The sequence below is a fragment of the Paenibacillus swuensis genome, assembly GCF_001644605.1.
Lineage (GTDB): Bacteria > Bacillota > Bacilli > Paenibacillales > DY6 > Paenibacillus_N > Paenibacillus_N swuensis.
On record NZ_CP011388.1, the window covers coordinates 4,964,470 to 4,982,365 of the forward strand.

Genomic DNA, 17,896 nt, shown 5'->3' on the forward strand with positions numbered 1-17,896 from the left:
GTTAATAAATTATCAAGGTGTTTATACATGCGAAAAAACCCGGCTGTTAGACCGGGAATTGGCTTTCTGCTTTAGATAAATGCTCTTTGGCTTGATTAAGCCACTTATCGTCGATATTGGCATCGGGATTCAAAGGCTTTTGGAATTGGTCAAAAAGAGCTCCCGCAATCTTCGGCTGCGCATCCGGATCCGGATTATCGTCCTCGCGATACACATGTCTCAGCACATAGGGTGTACCCAGCTTCACTTGAGCATCGCTCGCGTCCGCATCCACGTCCAGTTCGCCTCGGGTTACTTCGAAAGGGATTCGGAGCCATACCTTATTGGCCTCATCCAAAGCGTGGTCGAAGACGCCTTGTTTATAGTCCCATCCGCCTCCAAGAGAGAATCCGTGACGGGATAGATACGTGTTGGCATCATTGTATGCCAGTTCTTTGTTTTCCAGTTGTGAAGTCAGTGTAATCATAAAATATCTCCTTTGGGGTTCAGAATGTCCGTATAGGTGTTATTTTAGGATTTACCCAAACTTTCCTTTTTATGAAACGCTCATGCTCTACTTTTCTGCCCAACCTTTGCGGTGTGCGTAAATGGCAAGCTGTGTCCGGTCCTCTAATTCGCACTTCATCAGCAGATTGCTGACATGTGTTTTCACGGTTTTGATACTGATATGGAGTTCTTCACCGATTTCTTTGTTGGCTTTACCGTCCGCAATCAACAGCAATACTTCTTTCTCCCGATCCGTCAATCCTTCGGTATCATCCTTCGCGGTACGTTGCCTTAAACCTCGCGTTAAAGCCTGAGATACCTCCGCGTTCATGACAGGCATTCCGCGGAACGCTCCCTGAATGACATAGACAAGCTCTTCCGATGTAACGGTCTTCAGCACATAGCTTGTAGCTCCGGCCTCCATCGCCTGCACCACTTTCTCATCATCCAGGAAGCTCGTCAGAATAATGATTTTCATATCCGGATATTTTGCGGATATTGCCTTAGTGGTCTGGACGCCGTCCATCTCGGGCATCATTAAATCCACTAATGCCAGATCCGGTATGGTGGAATCTTCTTGTTGTAGGATTTCCAGCGCTTCGCGGCCGTTTGCGGCCTCTCCGATTACATTCATACCGCTTTCCAGCATCAAATATGTACGCAGTCCCATACGCACCATCTCATGGTCATCCACAATCATAATGTTCAACACTCGTTCCATATCTCTAGCCCCCTCCGGCTTCGCTGAATTTAGGGATTGCCGCCTTCACCCTCGTACCCGCTCCGGGTTTACTGAGCACCTCCAAAGATCCGCCCAGCTTTTGTGCCCGCTCCAACATCGTTGATAAACCATAGGAGTTCAGCTTGACTCTTGCGCCGTCGAAGCCTGAACCGTTATCTGAAATGGTCAACATGTATTGATTATCGGTTTCGTACAGCGACAAGGTCACCCTTGATGCCGAGGCATGCTTCGTCACATTCGCCATAGCTTCTTGTACGATCAAGAAAAACTGATGTTCTTTCGCATCCGACAAGCCTTGAATGAGCTGGATATCCATGGTGCCTTGTAAGCTGTTCTGACGGCAATAGTCCGGAAACCACTTATCCAGTGCGCTTTCCAAGCTCTGTCCATCCAGTTCAAGCGGACGAAGTTGGGCGATGAGCGAGCGCATCTGCTTCTGGGCGTGTTGGGACATCTGAATGAGCTGCTGAAGCACTTCAAGGCTTGCTTCGCTATTCCGTTCCAGCAGCTTGGGGAGCGACGAAGCGGACATATGGATAGCGAACAATTGCTGGGCCACGGTATCATGCAGATCTCTGGCCAGCCGTTTACGTTCTTCCAATACCGCGTCTTCCTCGCTTTCCGCGCGTTGCATGACCAGTTCTTCACCTAGTGTCTGCAGCATCTTCACTTTCACTTCCACCGATTCGGCCATTTCATTAAAGTCCCGGTAAATCTGATGGAAGGAATCGGATTCACTGTATGCTACGCGATTGGTGAAATTACCCTTGGACATCTGGAACACAGACAGCTGCAGAACATTCAACTTACGCTGAATGTTCTGCGCCGCAATGTAACCTATAATCAAACCTAGAAACAACACACCCGCAAGATACAGCAACCATAGGTAGTCATGATCTAAGGAGTGCGCAAAATAAACACAGCCGGCGAACGTGGCCGAGGTTACCAGAACCGTTGCAATGAGGAAATAGGCGATCATTTGCCATTTGACGTTATTTCTCCAGCCGCCCATCGTTTAGCCCACCCTGATTACAGTAACATCCCCGATAAAAGTGGACGTTACCAGCCTGATTTTCTTCTCGGCTTCTTTGAAGCTGGGTGTCTCCGCGCTCGTATTCTTGAACAGTCCGCCGATTCTCTTATCCAGTACCGTTGTATCCCCAAGAAAAGAAGAAGTAATCGCGTTAATACCTACTTCGTAATCGTTAGGAACCAACACTTTCACATCTCCGATAAAAGAAGAGACGTTGATTCTCGTTTCACCGTATGGGATTTGAGCTTTCGTTAAATCCAGAACGGTGTCTCCGATGAACTGCGAAATATTTAACGGCTCCAGCTCCCAGTAATCCTGACCCAGATGAATATCCCCGATAAAGCTGGATTTGGAGTGCTTGCTGTGAAAATGTGTATGGATATCTTGATGGATCTCTTGATGAATCATCTCGTGAACGTGATGCTCGTAATGCTTATGATGATCTGCCTTGAACTGCTTCCATTCCTGCTTTTGGGAAGTCCAGTCAGGTGGTGTCGGCGTACTCAACTTTATTTCCGGATCGGATTCCGGCGATTTCCCGGATTTTTTATCTGGATTCATTTCTGACTTGGGATCCAGCGGCCCGTCATGTGTATAAGGATTATGATAGGAAATTGAATTTTTACGCGGACGGAAGAAGAAACTCAACCCGATCACAATCAGCGCAATGGGAATAATCAATCGGATTAATTCTCCAAACGACATTTCAATAACGCCGAAATTCTGACCCAAGAAGTAAAAGCCCAATACGACAGGTATAAGACTCCAAATCCACTGAGACCCGCCTTTTCCCCATTTCCACTGACTAAAGGCTCCCCAAGAGCCGAAGTAAATTAATACCAGAGGCCATAGATTTCCGATGAGTGATCCGATATCCACCTCAATCAGGTTAAATTCTTTCAGTAGAAACAGAGAGCCCGCTCCGATTAACAGCAACCCGATAATCATGCGATGAAATAATGTTCCGTTCATGGTTGTACGCCTCCGGCTATTTGTAACGTTTATATATTATATTGTAAAGAAATGAAAACATGGGTGCCAGCGTCGCCGGATGGAAAATGGTATCCGTCTGGAGACGGATAGGTTTGCCTAAAAAATAAAAACAGCACCACCTGTTCAGGGATACTGTTAGCCGCACAACAAACTAAGAAATAATTAAATCCATTCCCACCACGCCTGCGGGGTTCCCGGAGGGATCCAGAATCACTTTCGACATCGTAATGCACGGTTTCTTAGTAATGGCGGAAATATACACTGGTGACAGATATAGATGACCATCCATCGCCTGCTTCCACCATTCTCTGCCTTTAGCATTCAGCAATCCGGCTTCGGGCAAGGAGAAAACGAAGGATCCGTCCGCGCGGTTAGACCATATCGCTTCAATCTCGGCATTCGCTTTCATATATCGGGTTAACCCTTCGGCATGACTCCGTTCGTCCAGCCCTGCCAGCTTAGGATCGGAAGCAATGGCCCCCAACAACGTTCGCATGGGCTCCAGATCCATGTCTACTTGCTGTGTCTGGGAAGTTACTCCTACTTGCTGTATCGAATGTATTAATTCGCTTGAGGAGCTCTTCAGCTTCTCATTCACCCGTTGCAATTTATTAATTTCGGTGCGTTGCGTATTCAATTGATGCAGTGTAACTTCCACACTCTCCAGCGTATTATTGACAGTATATACGACATCCTGAAGCATGTTTGTGGACTCCGCCATAAGCGATGTTTGATGCGTACTTGAATCATTCGTCTGGCCCACAAGATGATTCACTTGCGATATCCGATTAAAGATGTCGTCCATGCTGTGTTGAATGTTCTGCATTTCATCTAACCCGCGCGCAACAGCCAGCTTCTCCTGTTCCACAGAAGCGACGACCTGACCTACGCCTTGTTCAATTGAATTCAGAATGAGCGATGAGCGTTTAACAGCCTCATTACTTTGTTCCGCAAGCTTCTTGATTTGCTGCGCAACAACGGCGAATCCTCTGCCGTATTCACCGGCATGGGCCGCTTCAATAGAAGCGTTCAGCGCGAGAAGCGAGGTTTGGGAGACCACTCCTTGAATAAAGGAGTTAATTTCCTCAATCTTGGAGGCATGATCCGAAAGCTCCCTGATCCGCTCGTCCATCGTTTGGTTATAGGAACGAAGAGAATCCATGACTTCATTCGTCTTCGTAAGGGACTGCACCACATGCATAACAACCGTTTGAGTGCTCTGGCTCTCGGTATTCATGTATGCCGAAGTATCACTGATCTGGTCGGCAGCGGCTGCCACTTCCTGCAAGGAAGAAAATGCTTCATTGATTCGGTTCACGGCCAACCGGCTGTGATTGCGTAACTGCTCCTCGATTTGCGTGGAACTGTCCGCGACACGGTTCAAGCCTTCAATCGATAAGTTCACTTCCTCGATAGCAGCATTTAACTGGTCCGATACCACTTGCGATTCATTCACGAACTGTACCACAGTTTCTATGGAGATGTCCCTCTCCATGTTTTCCTTATTCAGGCTTGTAATCCCAACATCTCCGCTTTGCTTATTCCAAAGGATGAAGGCCGCCGTAATCAACATCCCGCCAATGGACAGCAGACCTGCGGGTATAGACAGAAAACTGATCACACCTGCTGTAATAACTCCTACAATCCCCACCGTACGCAATTCTTTGTTCAGTCTAAGCTTCACCGCTTGTGTCCCCATTCGAATCTCCCCCAAGGAATAGAGCATTCTATGTATATGTTAGAATTTCTTACATTATAATGGAAGTATATTCAAAAGAAAAGAGGGACTTTTCAGTCCCTCCCTGAAGCTATTTAATAACCAAAACCTTCATTACTTCGTCATGTTCTCGCTTGGAGCTTGTACGGATTGCTTTTTGCTCTTTGTAGTTGTCTCTTGAGCAAACTCCGTTTTAAATGCGTTTTGGTTTGCTTCTTGAGTGCTTGAGAAGTTTGAAGAAGATGCAGCCTTTTGGTTTACTTTGTTGTTTTTCATTGCATTTCACCTCCCGAATTTTTTGCGCAATATGAAGGCGAGCCCTCATTTGCTCTTATATTATGGGACACAGCCCCCCCTTTTATGCTTTCACAATTATGGGAACCAAGGCCGATGACGCTGACCAAAATAAAGCGCACGGCCCTGGGAGCCGTGCGCTTGGTAAGACATGAAGTTGGGCATTATAAAGCTTGAGGCTTGCGTGTTTCCGCTTTGACCAACCGGTTTAAATCGCTCATCATGCGCTCATTAAACTTGCCGGTACCTGTGCGGATTACACGGACACCCACTTTCTTCTTGCCCCATTCTTTATAAATTTGATTCTTGGTATCAAAGTACAAATCAATCTTGTGACCTTTGATCGCCGATCCGGTATCCGCCACTACCCCGTACCCGTATCCGGGAATTAGCAGAATGGTACCGATCGGGAATACCCTGGGATCCGCTGCGATGGTGGATACGGTATCCCGCTTCACCTTAACACCTGAGTAAGTAATACCGTATGCTTTATCTCCAGGGCGCTTGCCTGTGGATTCAACACCGGCATAATACCCTGTTGCCGTTACTTCAACGGACTTGTAATTCTTTATATCTCGGCGCAACAAGGTTGTAATACCCTGTATCTCCGCGCTAACCGCTTGCTCCTTGACCGCTGTTTGCCGTTTGGCCGTCGCCTGTTTGGCTGCCGGGGCAACCTGTTGAAGCGGCTTGGCTTGTTGTACCTTTGGCTTGGAAGCAGCCTGTACCGGTTGAACCGATTCTTCTCGGCTCCGTGCTGCATATATTGCTGTACCCTCCTGAACAGGCGCGGTATCGGATGTGCTTGGCACAACGCTCATGTACTCGCTTTTTCTCTGTTCAGGCTTGTCCCTCAGAAATGAACCCTCCAAGGGATATAACGCCGTAACCGCCAAGATGATCAGCAGAATAAAACCAACCCACTGCGGCCGGCTTAAAGAACCAACAGACATTCGGATACCTCCCCCTAGTATACTAATTGTCCCTTTTCGAGGACATTCAAACACTAGGATTGGATTTTTTCACAAAATAGACGCATTTGTAGGGTATCCAAAGTCTGTGATTCTATGCCGTAACCTTTGGCATTAGAGCGTATTTGGCACTTCAACCAATTTATTATGAATTTCTGAAAGAAGTCTCTGCTTTACCTCTTCAACGCTCTGCGCGCCTAGATCGCCTTCTCCGCGCTTACGGACAGACAAGGTATTCGAATTCATTTCATTCTCGCCGACAACAAACATGTAAGGCACTTTCTCCAGCTGCGCTTCTCTGATTTTGTAGCCCAGCTTTTCATTGCGATAGTCCGCTTCCACCCGGATTCCCGCGGCTTGTAACTGCTCTGTTACTTTGCGCGCGTAATCTTCAAACGCTGTGGATACCGGAATCACTTTAGCTTGCAATGGAGCGAGCCACAGCGGGAACGCGCCGGCAAAGTTTTCTAGCAGGAACGCGGTCATTCGCTCCATCGTGGAAATGATGCCCCGATGAATCACGACTGGACGATGTTTTTTTCCGTCATCGCCCACATACTCAAGTTCAAAGCGTTCAGGAAGAAGGAAGTCAATTTGAGCCGTGGAAAGGGTCTCCTCTTTGCCTAAAGCCGTCTTGATCTGAACGTCAAGTTTAGGTCCGTAGAAAGCCGCTTCTCCTTCTTCCTCGAAGTAAGGAATGCCAACTTCCTCGGCAACTTCCCTCAACATGCTTTGAGCCAGATTCCACATTTCATCGTTCTGGAAGTATTTCTCTGTATCCTTCGGATCCCGATAAGATAAGCGGAAACGATAATCTTTAATGCCGAAGTCGCTGTATACCTGTTGAATCAGAGTGATTACTCTGGCGAATTCTTCTTTAATCTGATCAGGACGGCAGAAAATATGGGCGTCATTCAGCGTCATCGCGCGAACCCGGTGTAACCCGGTCAGTGCGCCTGACATTTCATACCGGTGCATCGTTCCTAACTCAGCAATACGAATCGGTAAATCCCTGTATGAACGCATATCGCTCTTGAACACCATCATGTGATGCGGACAGTTCATCGGGCGCAGAACCAGCTCTTCATTATCCAGCGTCATCACAGGAAACATGTCTTCCGAGTAATGTTCCCAGTGACCTGAAGTTTTGTATAAATCCACATTAGCCATAACAGGAGTATAGACGTGCGAATAACCGAGACTTTCTTCCAAATCAACAATGTAACGTTCCATGGTTCTTCTAAGCTTGGCGCCGTTGGGCAGCCAAATCGGCAAACCTTGACCTACTTCGCGGGCAAAAGTAAACATCTTCAACTCACGGCCCAATTTCCGGTGGTCGCGTTTCTTGGCTTCTTCCAATAACCGAAGGTGTTCATCTAAATCCGCCTTCTTGGGAAAAGCGGTTCCGTAGATGCGCTGTAACATCTTATTCTTGGAATCGCCGCGCCAATAAGCACCGGCAACGCTTAGCAGCTTGAATATCTTGATACGTCCTGTTGATGGCAGATGCGGCCCGCGGCAAAGATCGAAAAACTCGCCCTGATCGTAAATGGTCAAAATAACGTCTTCAGGCAAATCGTTGATCAGTTCCAGCTTCAGATTATCGTTTAATTCGGTGTAGATGGCTAACGCTTCTTCACGGCTGACTTCCCTGCGGCGAATCGGCAAATTTTCATTCGATATTTTGGCCATTTCTTTCTCGATCTTATCCAGATCCTCAGAGCTCAGAGGTGTTTCAATATCGATATCGTAGTAAAAACCGTCTTCAATCACAGGACCGATGCCCAGTTTCACCGCTTGTTGTCCGTAAATCCGCTTGATTGCCTGCGCCATCATATGCGCTGTGGAATGACGATACATCTCCAAGCCGTCCTTGCTGTCTAGAGTCACAATTTCAAGGGACGCGTCTTCATTCAACGGATAGTAAATATCAACCACCTTTCCGTTCACTTTCCCTGCAACGGCATTCTTCTTTAATCCGGAGCTGATGGATCCGGCCACATCTTCAATGGTGCTTCCCGCGGCGTATTCTCTGACGGCGCCATCCGGGAACGTTACTTGTACTGCTGACATGTTAAAAGCCTCCTTATAGTCGTGTATCCGGGCAACAAAAAAACGCACACATCCCTGTAAGAAGGGACGAGTGCGTGCGCTCGTGGTTCCACCCTAAATTCGATCCGCGAAGGAATATCAGCATCCTGCTTGCGCTGTCCTTGCGATCCTCATTAGCATTCGTTAACGGAAATGACCCGGTGAATGATACTTTCAAGCTTGTAGCCTGGGTTCCCATTCACTGCTGCAAAGGGGTAAATTCTGTATTGGTGCGGAAGGAAATTTCAGCTGGATTCCTCTCTCTGGACCGTCAATTGCAGAATTATTGTCTTTGTTCATGGCATCCTATATCCAAGTCTATCCCCATATTAGCTTATACAGACGACAGCGGTCAAGGGTAGACGTAAATTAGAATCATTCTTTCCAAAAAACGGTTGTCTAAGTCAACGTGGATCGTTGTTCCTTACGGAAATCTCCCAAATGAGGCGAGCAAGATCCGCAAAGCGTGCACAGGGTGGCTCGATCATCAAATATTTGCTTGATCGTCTTAATCACTTGCATTTCGGGTTCCCGGGTATGAATAAATACCTTTTGAGGGGATACGGTAATTAACGTGCTCACAATCATATCTTCATAATTGATATCTTTATCAATCATCTCCACCACGAACGTCTCCACCTGTTTCGTTTCGATGGGCTCGAAATCCTCATTCAACAGAATAAAGTCGTTTTCCCCTTTATGCATGAGGTGCGCCACGGGTATTTTGGCATCTTGAATATATACGAAATATTTTAACAAAGCGATGAATTCCTGATACTGTTTATCCATCAGATACTCGTCTATCGCATATTCAACCACTTCGCGCAGTTCTTCCGCATAGGCATGAAGCCTGAAATGAATGAAACCGTCGATGTTCACTTCAGGAAACTCTTCAAGATATGTGATAAAAGCCAAGGCGATCTGATTTTTTCTGCGTTTTCTCGCCTGATGACCTCCGATTTCTTCTTCGGACTGGTCCAAAATATGAAGCGTATAGGTTTCGATTTTTGAAATCTCATCCCTTATTTTGTAAGCATACTCGTTGATAATCATTTTTTTGATAATCCGCTCTTCATACTCTGCAAGAACATAAGAGGCTATACCGCGCCCCGCCCGTTCTCGGACCTTGTTTGCAAGCTCCGTATCGGTCTCATACCAAGTACATCTTAACCCCACAAGTTCCTGCTCCGTCTCCGTATCTATGAACACCTTCAAAGAATCTATATGTAACTCCCGGAGTTCCTCCATTAACTCGCCGAACAGCTTATCAACCTGCGTCTCCGACCCTTTAGCCATCCACAAGGTAAACAGCTCCATGACATCGCTCCTTTCTCTTCTCTACTCAAGTTTATGTTTCAAGAGAAACAGATATACGACGAAGCATTTGGAATCCCCGCGGGTGTATAAAATAACCTCTTTCCAATTGGGTTCAATAATAAAACCCCTAACATTCGGTGGATACCGAAGTCAGGGGTTCTCGTTTCAGTTTACGCTAATTCTGCATAATAAAATCTTTGTTCACTGTGGCCGAAGCATCATCATATACACGCAAAATCTCATATTTGGTGTTTCGCTGCGCAGGAATTTTACCTGCTTCACGAATCAGTCTGAGAATGGATTCGATGTTGACTTTATGCGTTGTGCCCGCGGCGGATACGACATTCTCTTCAATCATCGTGCTGCCGAAATCATTACAACCGTAGGATAGCGTGGTTTTGCCTACTTCAGGACCCATCGTTACCCAGGAGGACTGGAAATTGGCTACATTGTCCAGCATAATACGGGAAATCGCCAATGTCTTCAAGTACTCCTCGGGCGACACCTTCTCCGCTTTCATGTTCGTATTGTCCGGTTGGAAGGTCCATGGGATGAAAGCCAGGAATCCGGGCGTCTTGTAACCATGGCTCAAGCATTCATCCTGCGCGTCTCTGATTCTCTGCAGATGTAACGCCCGCTCCTCCATAGACTCTCCGAACCCGATGACCATCGTGCCCGTAGTGTGCATGCCAATGCGGTGCGCCGTTTGCATCACATCCATCCAGTCCCTCCAGGAGCCCTTCAGACGGCTGATTTTGCGTCTTGTGCGGTCATCGAGAATCTCGGCGCCGCCACCCGGCAGAGAGTCTAAGCCGGCTTCGTGCAACTCACGGACAACCTGCTCGAGGGGTAATCCTGACACCTCAACCATCTTCATAATCTCCGCGGGGGAGAAAGAGTGCATCGTAATATCAAAGCGTTTCTTAATCTCTCGAAGCAAGTTCGTGTAATAACTGAATGGTAAATTGGGATTGGTTCCGCCCTGCATCAGAATCTCGGTTCCATCCACATCAAGCGTTTCCTGGATTTTCTGAAAAATCGTTTCATCTGGCAATACATAACCTTCATCGGAATTCGGGGAACGATAGAACGCGCAGAATCGGCAATACACATCGCATACGTTCGTATAATTTATATTCCGCCCGACCACAAATGTGGTAATCGGCTCCGGGTGCCATTTCAGCATAATTTGGTTAGCTACATTACCTATCTTCTCAACCTGATCGGATTCAAACAACGTGATACATTCTTCTGTATCAATCCGCACGCCGGTCGCAGCCTTATGTAAAATTTGTTCTACTGTACTCATGGGGAGTCACTCCTTACTCGATCGAAATCCTGTTTCCTACATCGTATCACAAACACTCTCTACCGTCATCCACTGGCGAGCCTTAGAGCCTTAGCTTAGATGCCGCGCCAGTTCCACGGACCCAGCCACTTCATTAATGAAGGAATGAGGAGCAACCTGATGATTGTCGCGTCTATAAACACAGCCGCCGCGATTCCAATGCCCAATTGCCTGACCCCCGCCACATCTCCGGCGGCGAACGGTGCGGTAACAGCCATCATAATCAACGCCGCCGATGTAATAATTCCTCCTGCGGAGGCAAGTCCTTCAGCAACAGCTTGTTCATTATCCCCTGTCAGCCTGTAATGCTCAGCGATTCGGGACAACAGAAACACCCCGTAGTCCATGGAAATGCCGAACACCAGTCCGAATATGAAGATAGGAATCATGACGGCCACCGCCTCATGACTTTCACCGCTGATCCACGGCGAAACCATAACCAGTACCCCATAGGCGGCACCGATGCTCAAAGCATTCATTAGCAAAGCCTTAAGGGGGATGAGGAATGAACGAAATGCGATGTAAAGAACGATAAAATTGGACAATACGATAAAAATCAATGCCCCCGGCATTGACTTTCGAAGGGTCTCAAACACTTCTTGCTGATACTTCGCTTCACCGCCCCATAGAATTGTTAAAGGTTCTGGGAGTTGAAGTTGCTCCCATCGTGTCATCCAGGTCTGTACTGCCGCATCGGAAGGGCTCCCTTTCAACGTTACTTTCAACACCGTGGAATCTTTGCGAAGAAGGGCTTGAACCGGCAGCCCTTGTCGGGAGAAGACGGACTGCACATGGATAACTTGTGGATCCGACGTCAGAACCTTGATTACAGTACGAATATGTCCCAAATCCTGACGGGTGAGTTGCCGATTATCCTTGCCTATGATTGCCCATACCTGATTGACCGGGGTTTCATTGTTCGCTGAGTGGGTCTGAAAAACCTCCTCCCAGTCTTCGAAAGCTTGTCTTGACGCATATTCAGACGGGAGCGAGCTGGCATCGGGAATAGCGATTCGCATATCGTTTAACGGCAGCAGGCAGACAAGCAGCAAACCGGATCCGAACATAATTACCGTTCCTGGGCGGCGCATGACCGCATGTGCGGACCAGCGCCATATTCCCGCGGTTTTCATGGGGTAACGCGGCGCGCGCAAACGTTCGGACAGCCTATACAAGATGACCGGGAGCAAGGTTAAAGTCAGAAGGACCGATAACAAGAGTACTACCATAGCACCCCAAGCGACCGATGCGAATATGGGCATGGGAATAAAAGCGATTCCTGCCAGTCCCAAAGCCACGCAGGCTGCAGACAGCACAACGGCCCTGCCCGCGGTCTCCATCGTGATGCGTAAAGCATCACCCGCAGAGCGCCGGTGTAACTCCTCCCGAAACCGGCTGACCATCATAAGCGCAAAATCTATGCTTAACGCCAATCCCACCATCGGGATCACATTCAAAACAAAAGAGGAAAGCTCCGCATGCTTACCAAGCTCGGCCATAAAGCCCATTGCGCCTGCGACAGAGATTACTCCCATCCATACGGGCAATAAAGCGGCCCAAACGCTTCCGAATGCCAGCCACATGATGATAAAGGCAATGGGGATTCCTAAGCTTTCGGCTTTACCTAAATCGGTTCGACTGGCCGCGTTGACATCCGTTTGAACAACCTTGCTCCCTGTCAGCCTGACGCCGATTCCTTCCTGTGGCGGAAAAACCTGACGAAGCTCCTTTAGCGCCCCTTCCATTTCACCGGAGGGTTGGCTGAATTCAATCAGTGCGTAAGCGAAATTCGCTTTACGCATCTCGGGTCTGTTGACAGGTGAAATGATCTTCTTTACACCCTGAATGCTCGCGGCAACGTGCAATCTTTGCTCCAAGTAGGATTGAAATTCATCCGAAGACACCTTCTTTTGAACGTCAAAAAGAACGATAACCGGATCTTCAGGAATTCCGAAGTCCTCCGACAATACATGTTGAACATCGTTATAGGATCCCTGTGTTCGTAATCCGTGATCATGCAGAACAGCGGGTAAGTCAGACGCATGCGCAGCGAACCAGCTTAAACAAACGAGCCAAGTGATCAGAATGCCGCGAGGATACCGGATTGCCTTGTCTGCAAGCCATAAATACAGCATGAGGATGATTCGCCCCTTCCGGTTTTCGCACCCGTTTCTCTCCTTAGCCTCGGAGTCTGGTCGCCCTGAATATTTGGTTGGACATGAACGGAGCAACCTTGCCTAAGCCAAAAAGAATCGTCCCCATCCCTGTTGAAGAAAGTGCCCCCTGGAGCCACTTTCCCATTCGAACCGGAGACGTAAATTCACGAGTAAGCTCGCGGGTGTACGCGATTTGCCAGCCATCCATCGTCAGATCCCCATATAAGTACCGATGCGCCAGCGGCAAACCTAATTGTGCGGAACGCAGCGCCATCGCCATTCCGTCACCGCATAACGGAGGAATCATCACAGCGGCATCGCCTATAAGCGGAAAGCGGCTCCATGCCTTAAGCTGACGGTCCAGTCTTACCGGTGATGTAGCGGAAAGGCTGCCGACAATCGGTGAACCAACCGCTAATCGTTTGCGTAAGGCAGGGTTCTGGGTGGATGCCGATTCGATTGCGGCGGCAACGCTTTTACCCGCTTCCTGAAATGCTCGCTCCGTCATCAGCGCGGTTACATTCGTGCGTCCCTCTTCAATAGGACATAGACCGATGTAACCGCCGCGAAAAAAGTAAAGTTCCACCGCGCCTCCGGCCGGAACTTCTTCGTAATGCGCTTTAATACCCACATAGGTTACCGCTCTGGTTCTTGATGCAGAAGAGGGCACAGCAGGATCGTTTACGGCTAAATCCGCCCGAGGATGCCGTCCCCACGCCGCAATTACAGATTTGGCCGTTATCGAAGAATGGGGTTCCTGCCCTCCTTTGGTGTACGCTTGAACCAGATAAGTCCCGTTTTCATTGCACTTCACCGCGGAAACCGACGTACCGCCTAACCACAGCGCGCCAAGTTCCTCCGCTCTTTGTTGCATGATGAAATCCAGCTGATACCTGCTGATCCCCATTGCCTTCTCCCGCATGGGAATGGTCAGTGTCGCGCCGTTGGCCAGTGTCAGAATCGCCTTGTCTATTTCAGCGGGACCTATCGCATCAACGGCTTCTTGAAGTCCAAGGACATGCAACATAGCTATGGATTCCGGGGAAAGGAACTCCCCGCATACCTTATGCTTCGGTAAATTGTTCTGATCCATAAGGACGGTGTTCCATCCGGCTTTAGCCAACCCAATCGCCATGGAGCTGCCGGCCAAGCCACCGCCAATGATGACAGCGTCTGCTTTATCGGGTGGGAACATGAACTGATTCTCCTTCAGCAGAGACCGATTGACAGATCACTGCGTACCGAAATAAGGGCCTCCACTTATAAGTAAGCAGGACCTCATCATGGCAAGAATCAGCCAGACGATTCCAATCGGCCGCCCGGAATCCCTTGGCCACGGATAACGGACCATCATGCTGAATATAACGGTTCCGCGAAACCAGACGGGTCATGAGCCATACCGCCGACCAGGAAATCCAGTGCCGGTGAATATCGTTGATTACTACCCCGATCCGGGAGGCCCGGTGCATACAACGTAAAGCCTGTGTCAGCGTATCCCCCGTGAAATGATGAAGAAATTGAGTTGCGGTAACAATGTCTGCCGTATCTTTACCGCTTATTCGGAACAGATCCCCCTGTACAACCTGAATTCGCGGTTCATTCGAGTAATAACGGACTGCTTCCGCACAAGCTTCCTCGGTAATGTCCATTAACGTAATCTGTACTTGAACTCCTTTGGTGTCTGCCCATGTAAGCAATCGCCTGTTTACGTCACCCGATCCCGCACCAATATCCAACACGGTCAGCTCCGTCGGTTTACCGGAAGCCTCCCATAAACGTTCGATACCATAAATGGTAGGACCTGCTGCGGCAAAGATCCGGTTAAGCCGTCTCAAATGACGCAGCGCCTCTGTTAACTCCGGCCCCCCTTGATCCAGTTGATCCATATATTCCTCAAGGGTGGATCTTTTCTTCAACAAGCTAAACATGGTAGCATGCATCCTCAGGCTGAGAATGGCTGCTCATTATTCCAGGAACGTAATGAAACTTGAGCAATTCAGCTGTTAGGCCTGGACCGAATGCGGCCGCTACCCCGCTTGAACGCCGGGCGCTGGATGCGTTCAGCTCCCTTCTCATATCCTGAAGAACATAAATAATGGTTGCGGAGGACAGATTCCCCACTTTTCGTAACACCTCTCTGCTAACCCGCGTTTGCTCCGAAGTCAATCCCATACCTTTCTCAACAGCATCAATGATGCCTCTTCCGCCGGGATGAATAGCCCACAACTCAGGCCATTCCTCCTCTTTCAACAGAACTTTGATTTCGAGGGGCAGATAGGCACCGATCCATTCCGGGATGCGCGGGGAAAGATACAATGAAAAGCCATAATTACCAATCTCCCAAGTCATCTCATCCGAAGAATCCGGCAGTAAGACGGAACGGTGCTCCCCCAACTCAAATACTCCGTCCCGCCCCCGCCTGCTCTCTGCTCCGCCAACAACACAGGCTGAAGCACCGTCACCGAAAAAGGCGGCCGCATATAAGTCCTCTTTGGAGGAGCTGGGTTGTATATGCAACGTACATAGTTCAACGCACACAATCAGAACATGGGCTCTCGGCTGGCGATCTGCTATTTGTCGGGCCAAACAGACGGCCTTTAATCCTGCTGCGCATCCCAAATACTGCAGAGGGATCCTTTCCACATCGTTGGAAAGACCCAGCCCTCGAATCAGCGCCGCGTCCAATCCAGGCAAAAAAAGACCTGTGCAGGTAACCGTAATCAGGTGTGTTATATCATCAGCATCCAGCGCACTATCAATCAAAGCTCTTACGGCGGCCATGTAACCAAGTTCAACGGAAGCCTGCTTATAGAGTCCCATTCGTTCCGCTGTAGTAGGGATCTTGTCTTCCGGTGTTCCCGGCAAGTACATACTTCGGGGAGCGGGTTCAAGCAGGTTCGGTTCGCACGTATAACGGGTATCCACCCCGCATTGATTGAATATTCTTCGCGCCCACCGCGAAGCGTCTCTGTCTTCGGACAAAGCGTCCGCCAGACGAGTGGCAGCCTCAGCTTGATTAACCTTATGGGGAGGCAGCGCCGTACCCAACCCGAGAATTGCCGGAGCAAGTGAAATAGTTCTCATCGTTCATCCATCCCCTCAGTTTGTCCATCCCTTGGAGGACAAGAAGTGTCTACCCTCATTGTATTAGCGAGGAAAGCCCTGTAGTACACCGAATATGCTTATCCTAAGTGTCGTCCAAAAAAAAAGAGGCAACCCCTATTCTTGGGCTGCCTCACGCAATTGTTTAATTTTCACTTTCATGCTTTGGAAATTTTCCAGTTGATTCGTACGCTCCAGCGGTGTTGCTCCGTTCAACGGCTCGGGTCTTGCGAAGTAATAGCCTTGTCCCATCTGAACTTCATGTTGGAACAGTACTTCCGCTTCTTCTTCCCGTTCAATGCCCTCCGCTACAACTTCACATCGAATATCCTGGGCGAACGCCATTAGAGCTTTCAGCATGGATCGTTTCACCGATATTTGATCTATGTTCTGGATAAGGGACTTGTCAATCTTGATAATATCCGGAATAAGCTCGGAGATTGTTAACAAACTGGAATAGCCGGCGCCTGCATCATCCACCGCAAACCGGAAGCCGTGTGAACGGTATTTACTTATCGTTAATCCCATTTCGTGGTAATCCCTAATGGCATGGCGCTCTGTAATTTCAAAAATAAGCTGTGTCGAGGCCACATCCGGGAACTCCTTCAGTTCATTAAGGAGGAACTCAAGAAAGATGGGTTGTGCCAACGATACGGAAGTAACGTTAATAAACACCTGTTCCTGAATGCGGCGTGTTGCAATTTCCAACAAGGCTTTGCGGATGACGAGACATTCCATCCGGATTAACAAATCGGATTGGAACGCGAAATCAAACAGTTCCGTGGGTCCATAGAAAGGGGTATTACGCGGTCCCCGGGTGAGAATCTCCCAGCCAAACACATCACCGTTCCGCAAATTCATGATGGGCTGAGCCAACACCGTAATATTCTCTTCATTTAATATAGATATAATATCTTCTTTATATGGATGAACGGCGGTAGTCATTCTGCCGTTAAATTGTGTTCTTGCATAGAAATAAGCGTTCTGTACGGCGAAGTGGGTGTTTTCCACACTTCTTTCTAATACCGTATGGCTATGTATAAATGTCAGTGAGCCGCTTGTGGTAGGTTGCAACCGAAGTTCTTCAATGACCGTAAGCAGCCTCCGACAGACGTCATCACCCAGATTATTCAAATAGGCAAAGGCGTTCTGGCTTGTCTCCTTCAGGAAAATGCCAAAATCCTCAGATCCAAACTGCTTCATACCGTAAAGCATATCTTCTTGCACCGTTTCTGTAATAATATCCTCTATAGCTTCCTTAATCTGGATGTTCAGCTGCTCCATGACGTGGACTTCATATGTATAAGCAAGCAGACTGAAATTTTCTATGCGAATCAGTAACAAGGCACATTCCGTTTCACGATGCCGCAATTCATGTATTCGGTCGATAACCGGATCAATGAGAGCTGTTTCCAGAGGAAACCCTGCGGTACTGTATGAAGGAACAGAATCCGCTTTACCAAACTTGGCTTTCCATCTGTTCACCGATGCGGTAAATCCCATAAACGGTCCCCCTGTTAGTCGTTAAGAATGTGGCTAGAGCTTGTCATCTCCGAATATTTTATCATACATAATCCTCAAAAAATAGCCGTATACCGTCAAGAAACAGTAAATTAGCATAAAATAAGACGTAAGTCGCAGACTGG

At 48.3% G+C, this 17,896-nt stretch carries 15 protein-coding genes; all 15 read right to left on the reverse strand.

Translation table 11 applies throughout. The features are described 5' to 3' along the window. Positions 1-46: 46 nt before the first annotated feature. The 15 genes from SY83_RS22275 to SY83_RS22340 all read right to left on the reverse strand — a co-directional run bounded on the left by SY83_RS22275 (position 47) and on the right by SY83_RS22340 (position 17,753). Positions 47-466, reverse strand: a complete 420-nt coding sequence (locus tag SY83_RS22275; RefSeq protein ID WP_068610585.1) for a YugN family protein — start codon at positions 464-466, stop codon at positions 47-49. An 87-nt stretch (positions 467-553) separates the two neighbouring features. Then, positions 554-1,207: a response regulator gene (locus SY83_RS22280; RefSeq protein ID WP_068610586.1), complete on the reverse strand. Its 654-nt coding sequence runs from the start codon at positions 1,205-1,207 to the stop codon at positions 554-556. A 4-nt stretch (positions 1,208-1,211) separates the two neighbouring features. Next, positions 1,212-2,240 carry a sensor histidine kinase gene (locus tag SY83_RS22285; protein WP_068610588.1) on the reverse strand — a complete coding sequence of 343 codons (1,029 nt, stop codon included), beginning with the start codon at positions 2,238-2,240 and terminating at the stop codon, positions 1,212-1,214. A 3-nt stretch (positions 2,241-2,243) separates the two neighbouring features. Further along, entirely contained in the window at positions 2,244-3,233 is a 990-nt protein-coding gene (gene liaF / locus SY83_RS22290) for a cell wall-active antibiotics response protein LiaF (RefSeq protein ID WP_068610590.1), read from the reverse strand. Between the two features lie 172 nt (positions 3,234-3,405). Further along, positions 3,406-4,953, reverse strand: coding sequence for a methyl-accepting chemotaxis protein (locus tag SY83_RS22295; RefSeq protein ID WP_231891326.1), 1,548 nt, complete (start codon positions 4,951-4,953; stop codon positions 3,406-3,408). Positions 4,954-5,085: 132 nt separating this feature from the next. Then, positions 5,086-5,247 (reverse strand): hypothetical protein, encoded by a 162-nt coding sequence (locus SY83_RS23195; protein ID WP_157279907.1) that lies wholly within the window; start codon positions 5,245-5,247, stop codon positions 5,086-5,088. A gap of 182 nt (positions 5,248-5,429) precedes the next feature. Beyond that, positions 5,430-6,218, reverse strand: coding sequence for a 3D domain-containing protein (locus tag SY83_RS22935; protein WP_331709964.1), 789 nt, complete (start codon positions 6,216-6,218; stop codon positions 5,430-5,432). A 132-nt stretch (positions 6,219-6,350) separates the two neighbouring features. Beyond that, the gene (gene thrS / locus SY83_RS22305; RefSeq protein WP_068610592.1) at positions 6,351-8,309 is read right to left on the reverse strand and encodes a threonine--tRNA ligase; all 1,959 of its coding nucleotides are present in this window, start codon (positions 8,307-8,309) and stop codon (positions 6,351-6,353) included. A gap of 417 nt (positions 8,310-8,726) precedes the next feature. After that, on the reverse strand, positions 8,727-9,644 hold the full coding sequence (gene ytxC, locus SY83_RS22310; protein ID WP_068610599.1) for a putative sporulation protein YtxC: 918 nt from the start codon (positions 9,642-9,644) through the stop codon (positions 8,727-8,729). 175 nt (positions 9,645-9,819) lie between these two features. After that, the gene (mqnC, locus tag SY83_RS22315; RefSeq protein WP_068610601.1) at positions 9,820-10,953 is read right to left on the reverse strand and encodes a cyclic dehypoxanthinyl futalosine synthase; all 1,134 of its coding nucleotides are present in this window, start codon (positions 10,951-10,953) and stop codon (positions 9,820-9,822) included. A 95-nt stretch (positions 10,954-11,048) separates the two neighbouring features. Beyond that, complete coding sequence (locus SY83_RS22320) at positions 11,049-13,127, reverse strand: MMPL family transporter (protein ID WP_068610604.1); 2,079 nt, start codon at positions 13,125-13,127, stop codon at positions 11,049-11,051. A 43-nt stretch (positions 13,128-13,170) separates the two neighbouring features. Continuing rightward, on the reverse strand, positions 13,171-14,343 hold the full coding sequence (locus SY83_RS22325; protein WP_068610605.1) for an NAD(P)/FAD-dependent oxidoreductase: 1,173 nt from the start codon (positions 14,341-14,343) through the stop codon (positions 13,171-13,173). Then, a complete protein-coding gene (locus tag SY83_RS22330; protein ID WP_068610607.1) occupies positions 14,327-15,076 on the reverse strand; it encodes a methyltransferase domain-containing protein in 750 nt (249 codons plus the stop codon). The genes SY83_RS22325 and SY83_RS22330 overlap by 17 nt, the downstream gene beginning before the upstream one ends. After that, a complete protein-coding gene (locus SY83_RS22335; RefSeq protein WP_068610609.1) occupies positions 15,069-16,232 on the reverse strand; it encodes a type III polyketide synthase in 1,164 nt (387 codons plus the stop codon). Before SY83_RS22335 ends, SY83_RS22330 begins: the two co-directional genes overlap by 8 nt. Positions 16,233-16,367: 135 nt before the next feature. Next, positions 16,368-17,753: an EAL domain-containing protein gene (locus tag SY83_RS22340; protein ID WP_068610611.1), complete on the reverse strand. Its 1,386-nt coding sequence runs from the start codon at positions 17,751-17,753 to the stop codon at positions 16,368-16,370. Between the last annotated feature and the right edge of the window lie 143 nt (positions 17,754-17,896).

Bases quoted from the DNA above. Each gene is read 5' to 3' on its own strand.
- ytxC (WP_068610599.1), bottom strand. From the start codon at position 9,644: ATGGAGCTGTTTACCTTGTGGATGGCTAAAGGGTCGGAGACGCAGGTT.
- SY83_RS22325 (WP_068610605.1), bottom strand. From the start codon at position 14,343: ATGTTCCCACCCGATAAAGCAGACGCTGTCATCATTGGCGGTGGCTTG.
- SY83_RS22335 (WP_068610609.1), bottom strand. From the start codon at position 16,232: ATGAGAACTATTTCACTTGCTCCGGCAATTCTCGGGTTGGGTACGGCG.
- SY83_RS22320 (WP_068610604.1), bottom strand. From the start codon at position 13,127: ATGCTGTATTTATGGCTTGCAGACAAGGCAATCCGGTATCCTCGCGGC.
- SY83_RS22935 (WP_331709964.1), bottom strand. From the start codon at position 6,218: ATGTCTGTTGGTTCTTTAAGCCGGCCGCAGTGGGTTGGTTTTATTCTG.
- liaF (WP_068610590.1), bottom strand. From the start codon at position 3,233: ATGAACGGAACATTATTTCATCGCATGATTATCGGGTTGCTGTTAATC.
- mqnC (WP_068610601.1), bottom strand. From the start codon at position 10,953: ATGAGTACAGTAGAACAAATTTTACATAAGGCTGCGACCGGCGTGCGG.
- thrS (WP_068610592.1), bottom strand. From the start codon at position 8,309: ATGTCAGCAGTACAAGTAACGTTCCCGGATGGCGCCGTCAGAGAATAC.
- SY83_RS22285 (WP_068610588.1), bottom strand. From the start codon at position 2,240: ATGGGCGGCTGGAGAAATAACGTCAAATGGCAAATGATCGCCTATTTC.
- SY83_RS22330 (WP_068610607.1), bottom strand. From the start codon at position 15,076: ATGTTTAGCTTGTTGAAGAAAAGATCCACCCTTGAGGAATATATGGAT.
- SY83_RS22275 (WP_068610585.1), bottom strand. From the start codon at position 466: ATGATTACACTGACTTCACAACTGGAAAACAAAGAACTGGCATACAAT.
- SY83_RS22340 (WP_068610611.1), bottom strand. From the start codon at position 17,753: ATGGGATTTACCGCATCGGTGAACAGATGGAAAGCCAAGTTTGGTAAA.
- SY83_RS23195 (WP_157279907.1), bottom strand. From the start codon at position 5,247: ATGAAAAACAACAAAGTAAACCAAAAGGCTGCATCTTCTTCAAACTTC.
- SY83_RS22280 (WP_068610586.1), bottom strand. From the start codon at position 1,207: ATGGAACGAGTGTTGAACATTATGATTGTGGATGACCATGAGATGGTG.
- SY83_RS22295 (WP_231891326.1), bottom strand. From the start codon at position 4,953: ATGGGGACACAAGCGGTGAAGCTTAGACTGAACAAAGAATTGCGTACG.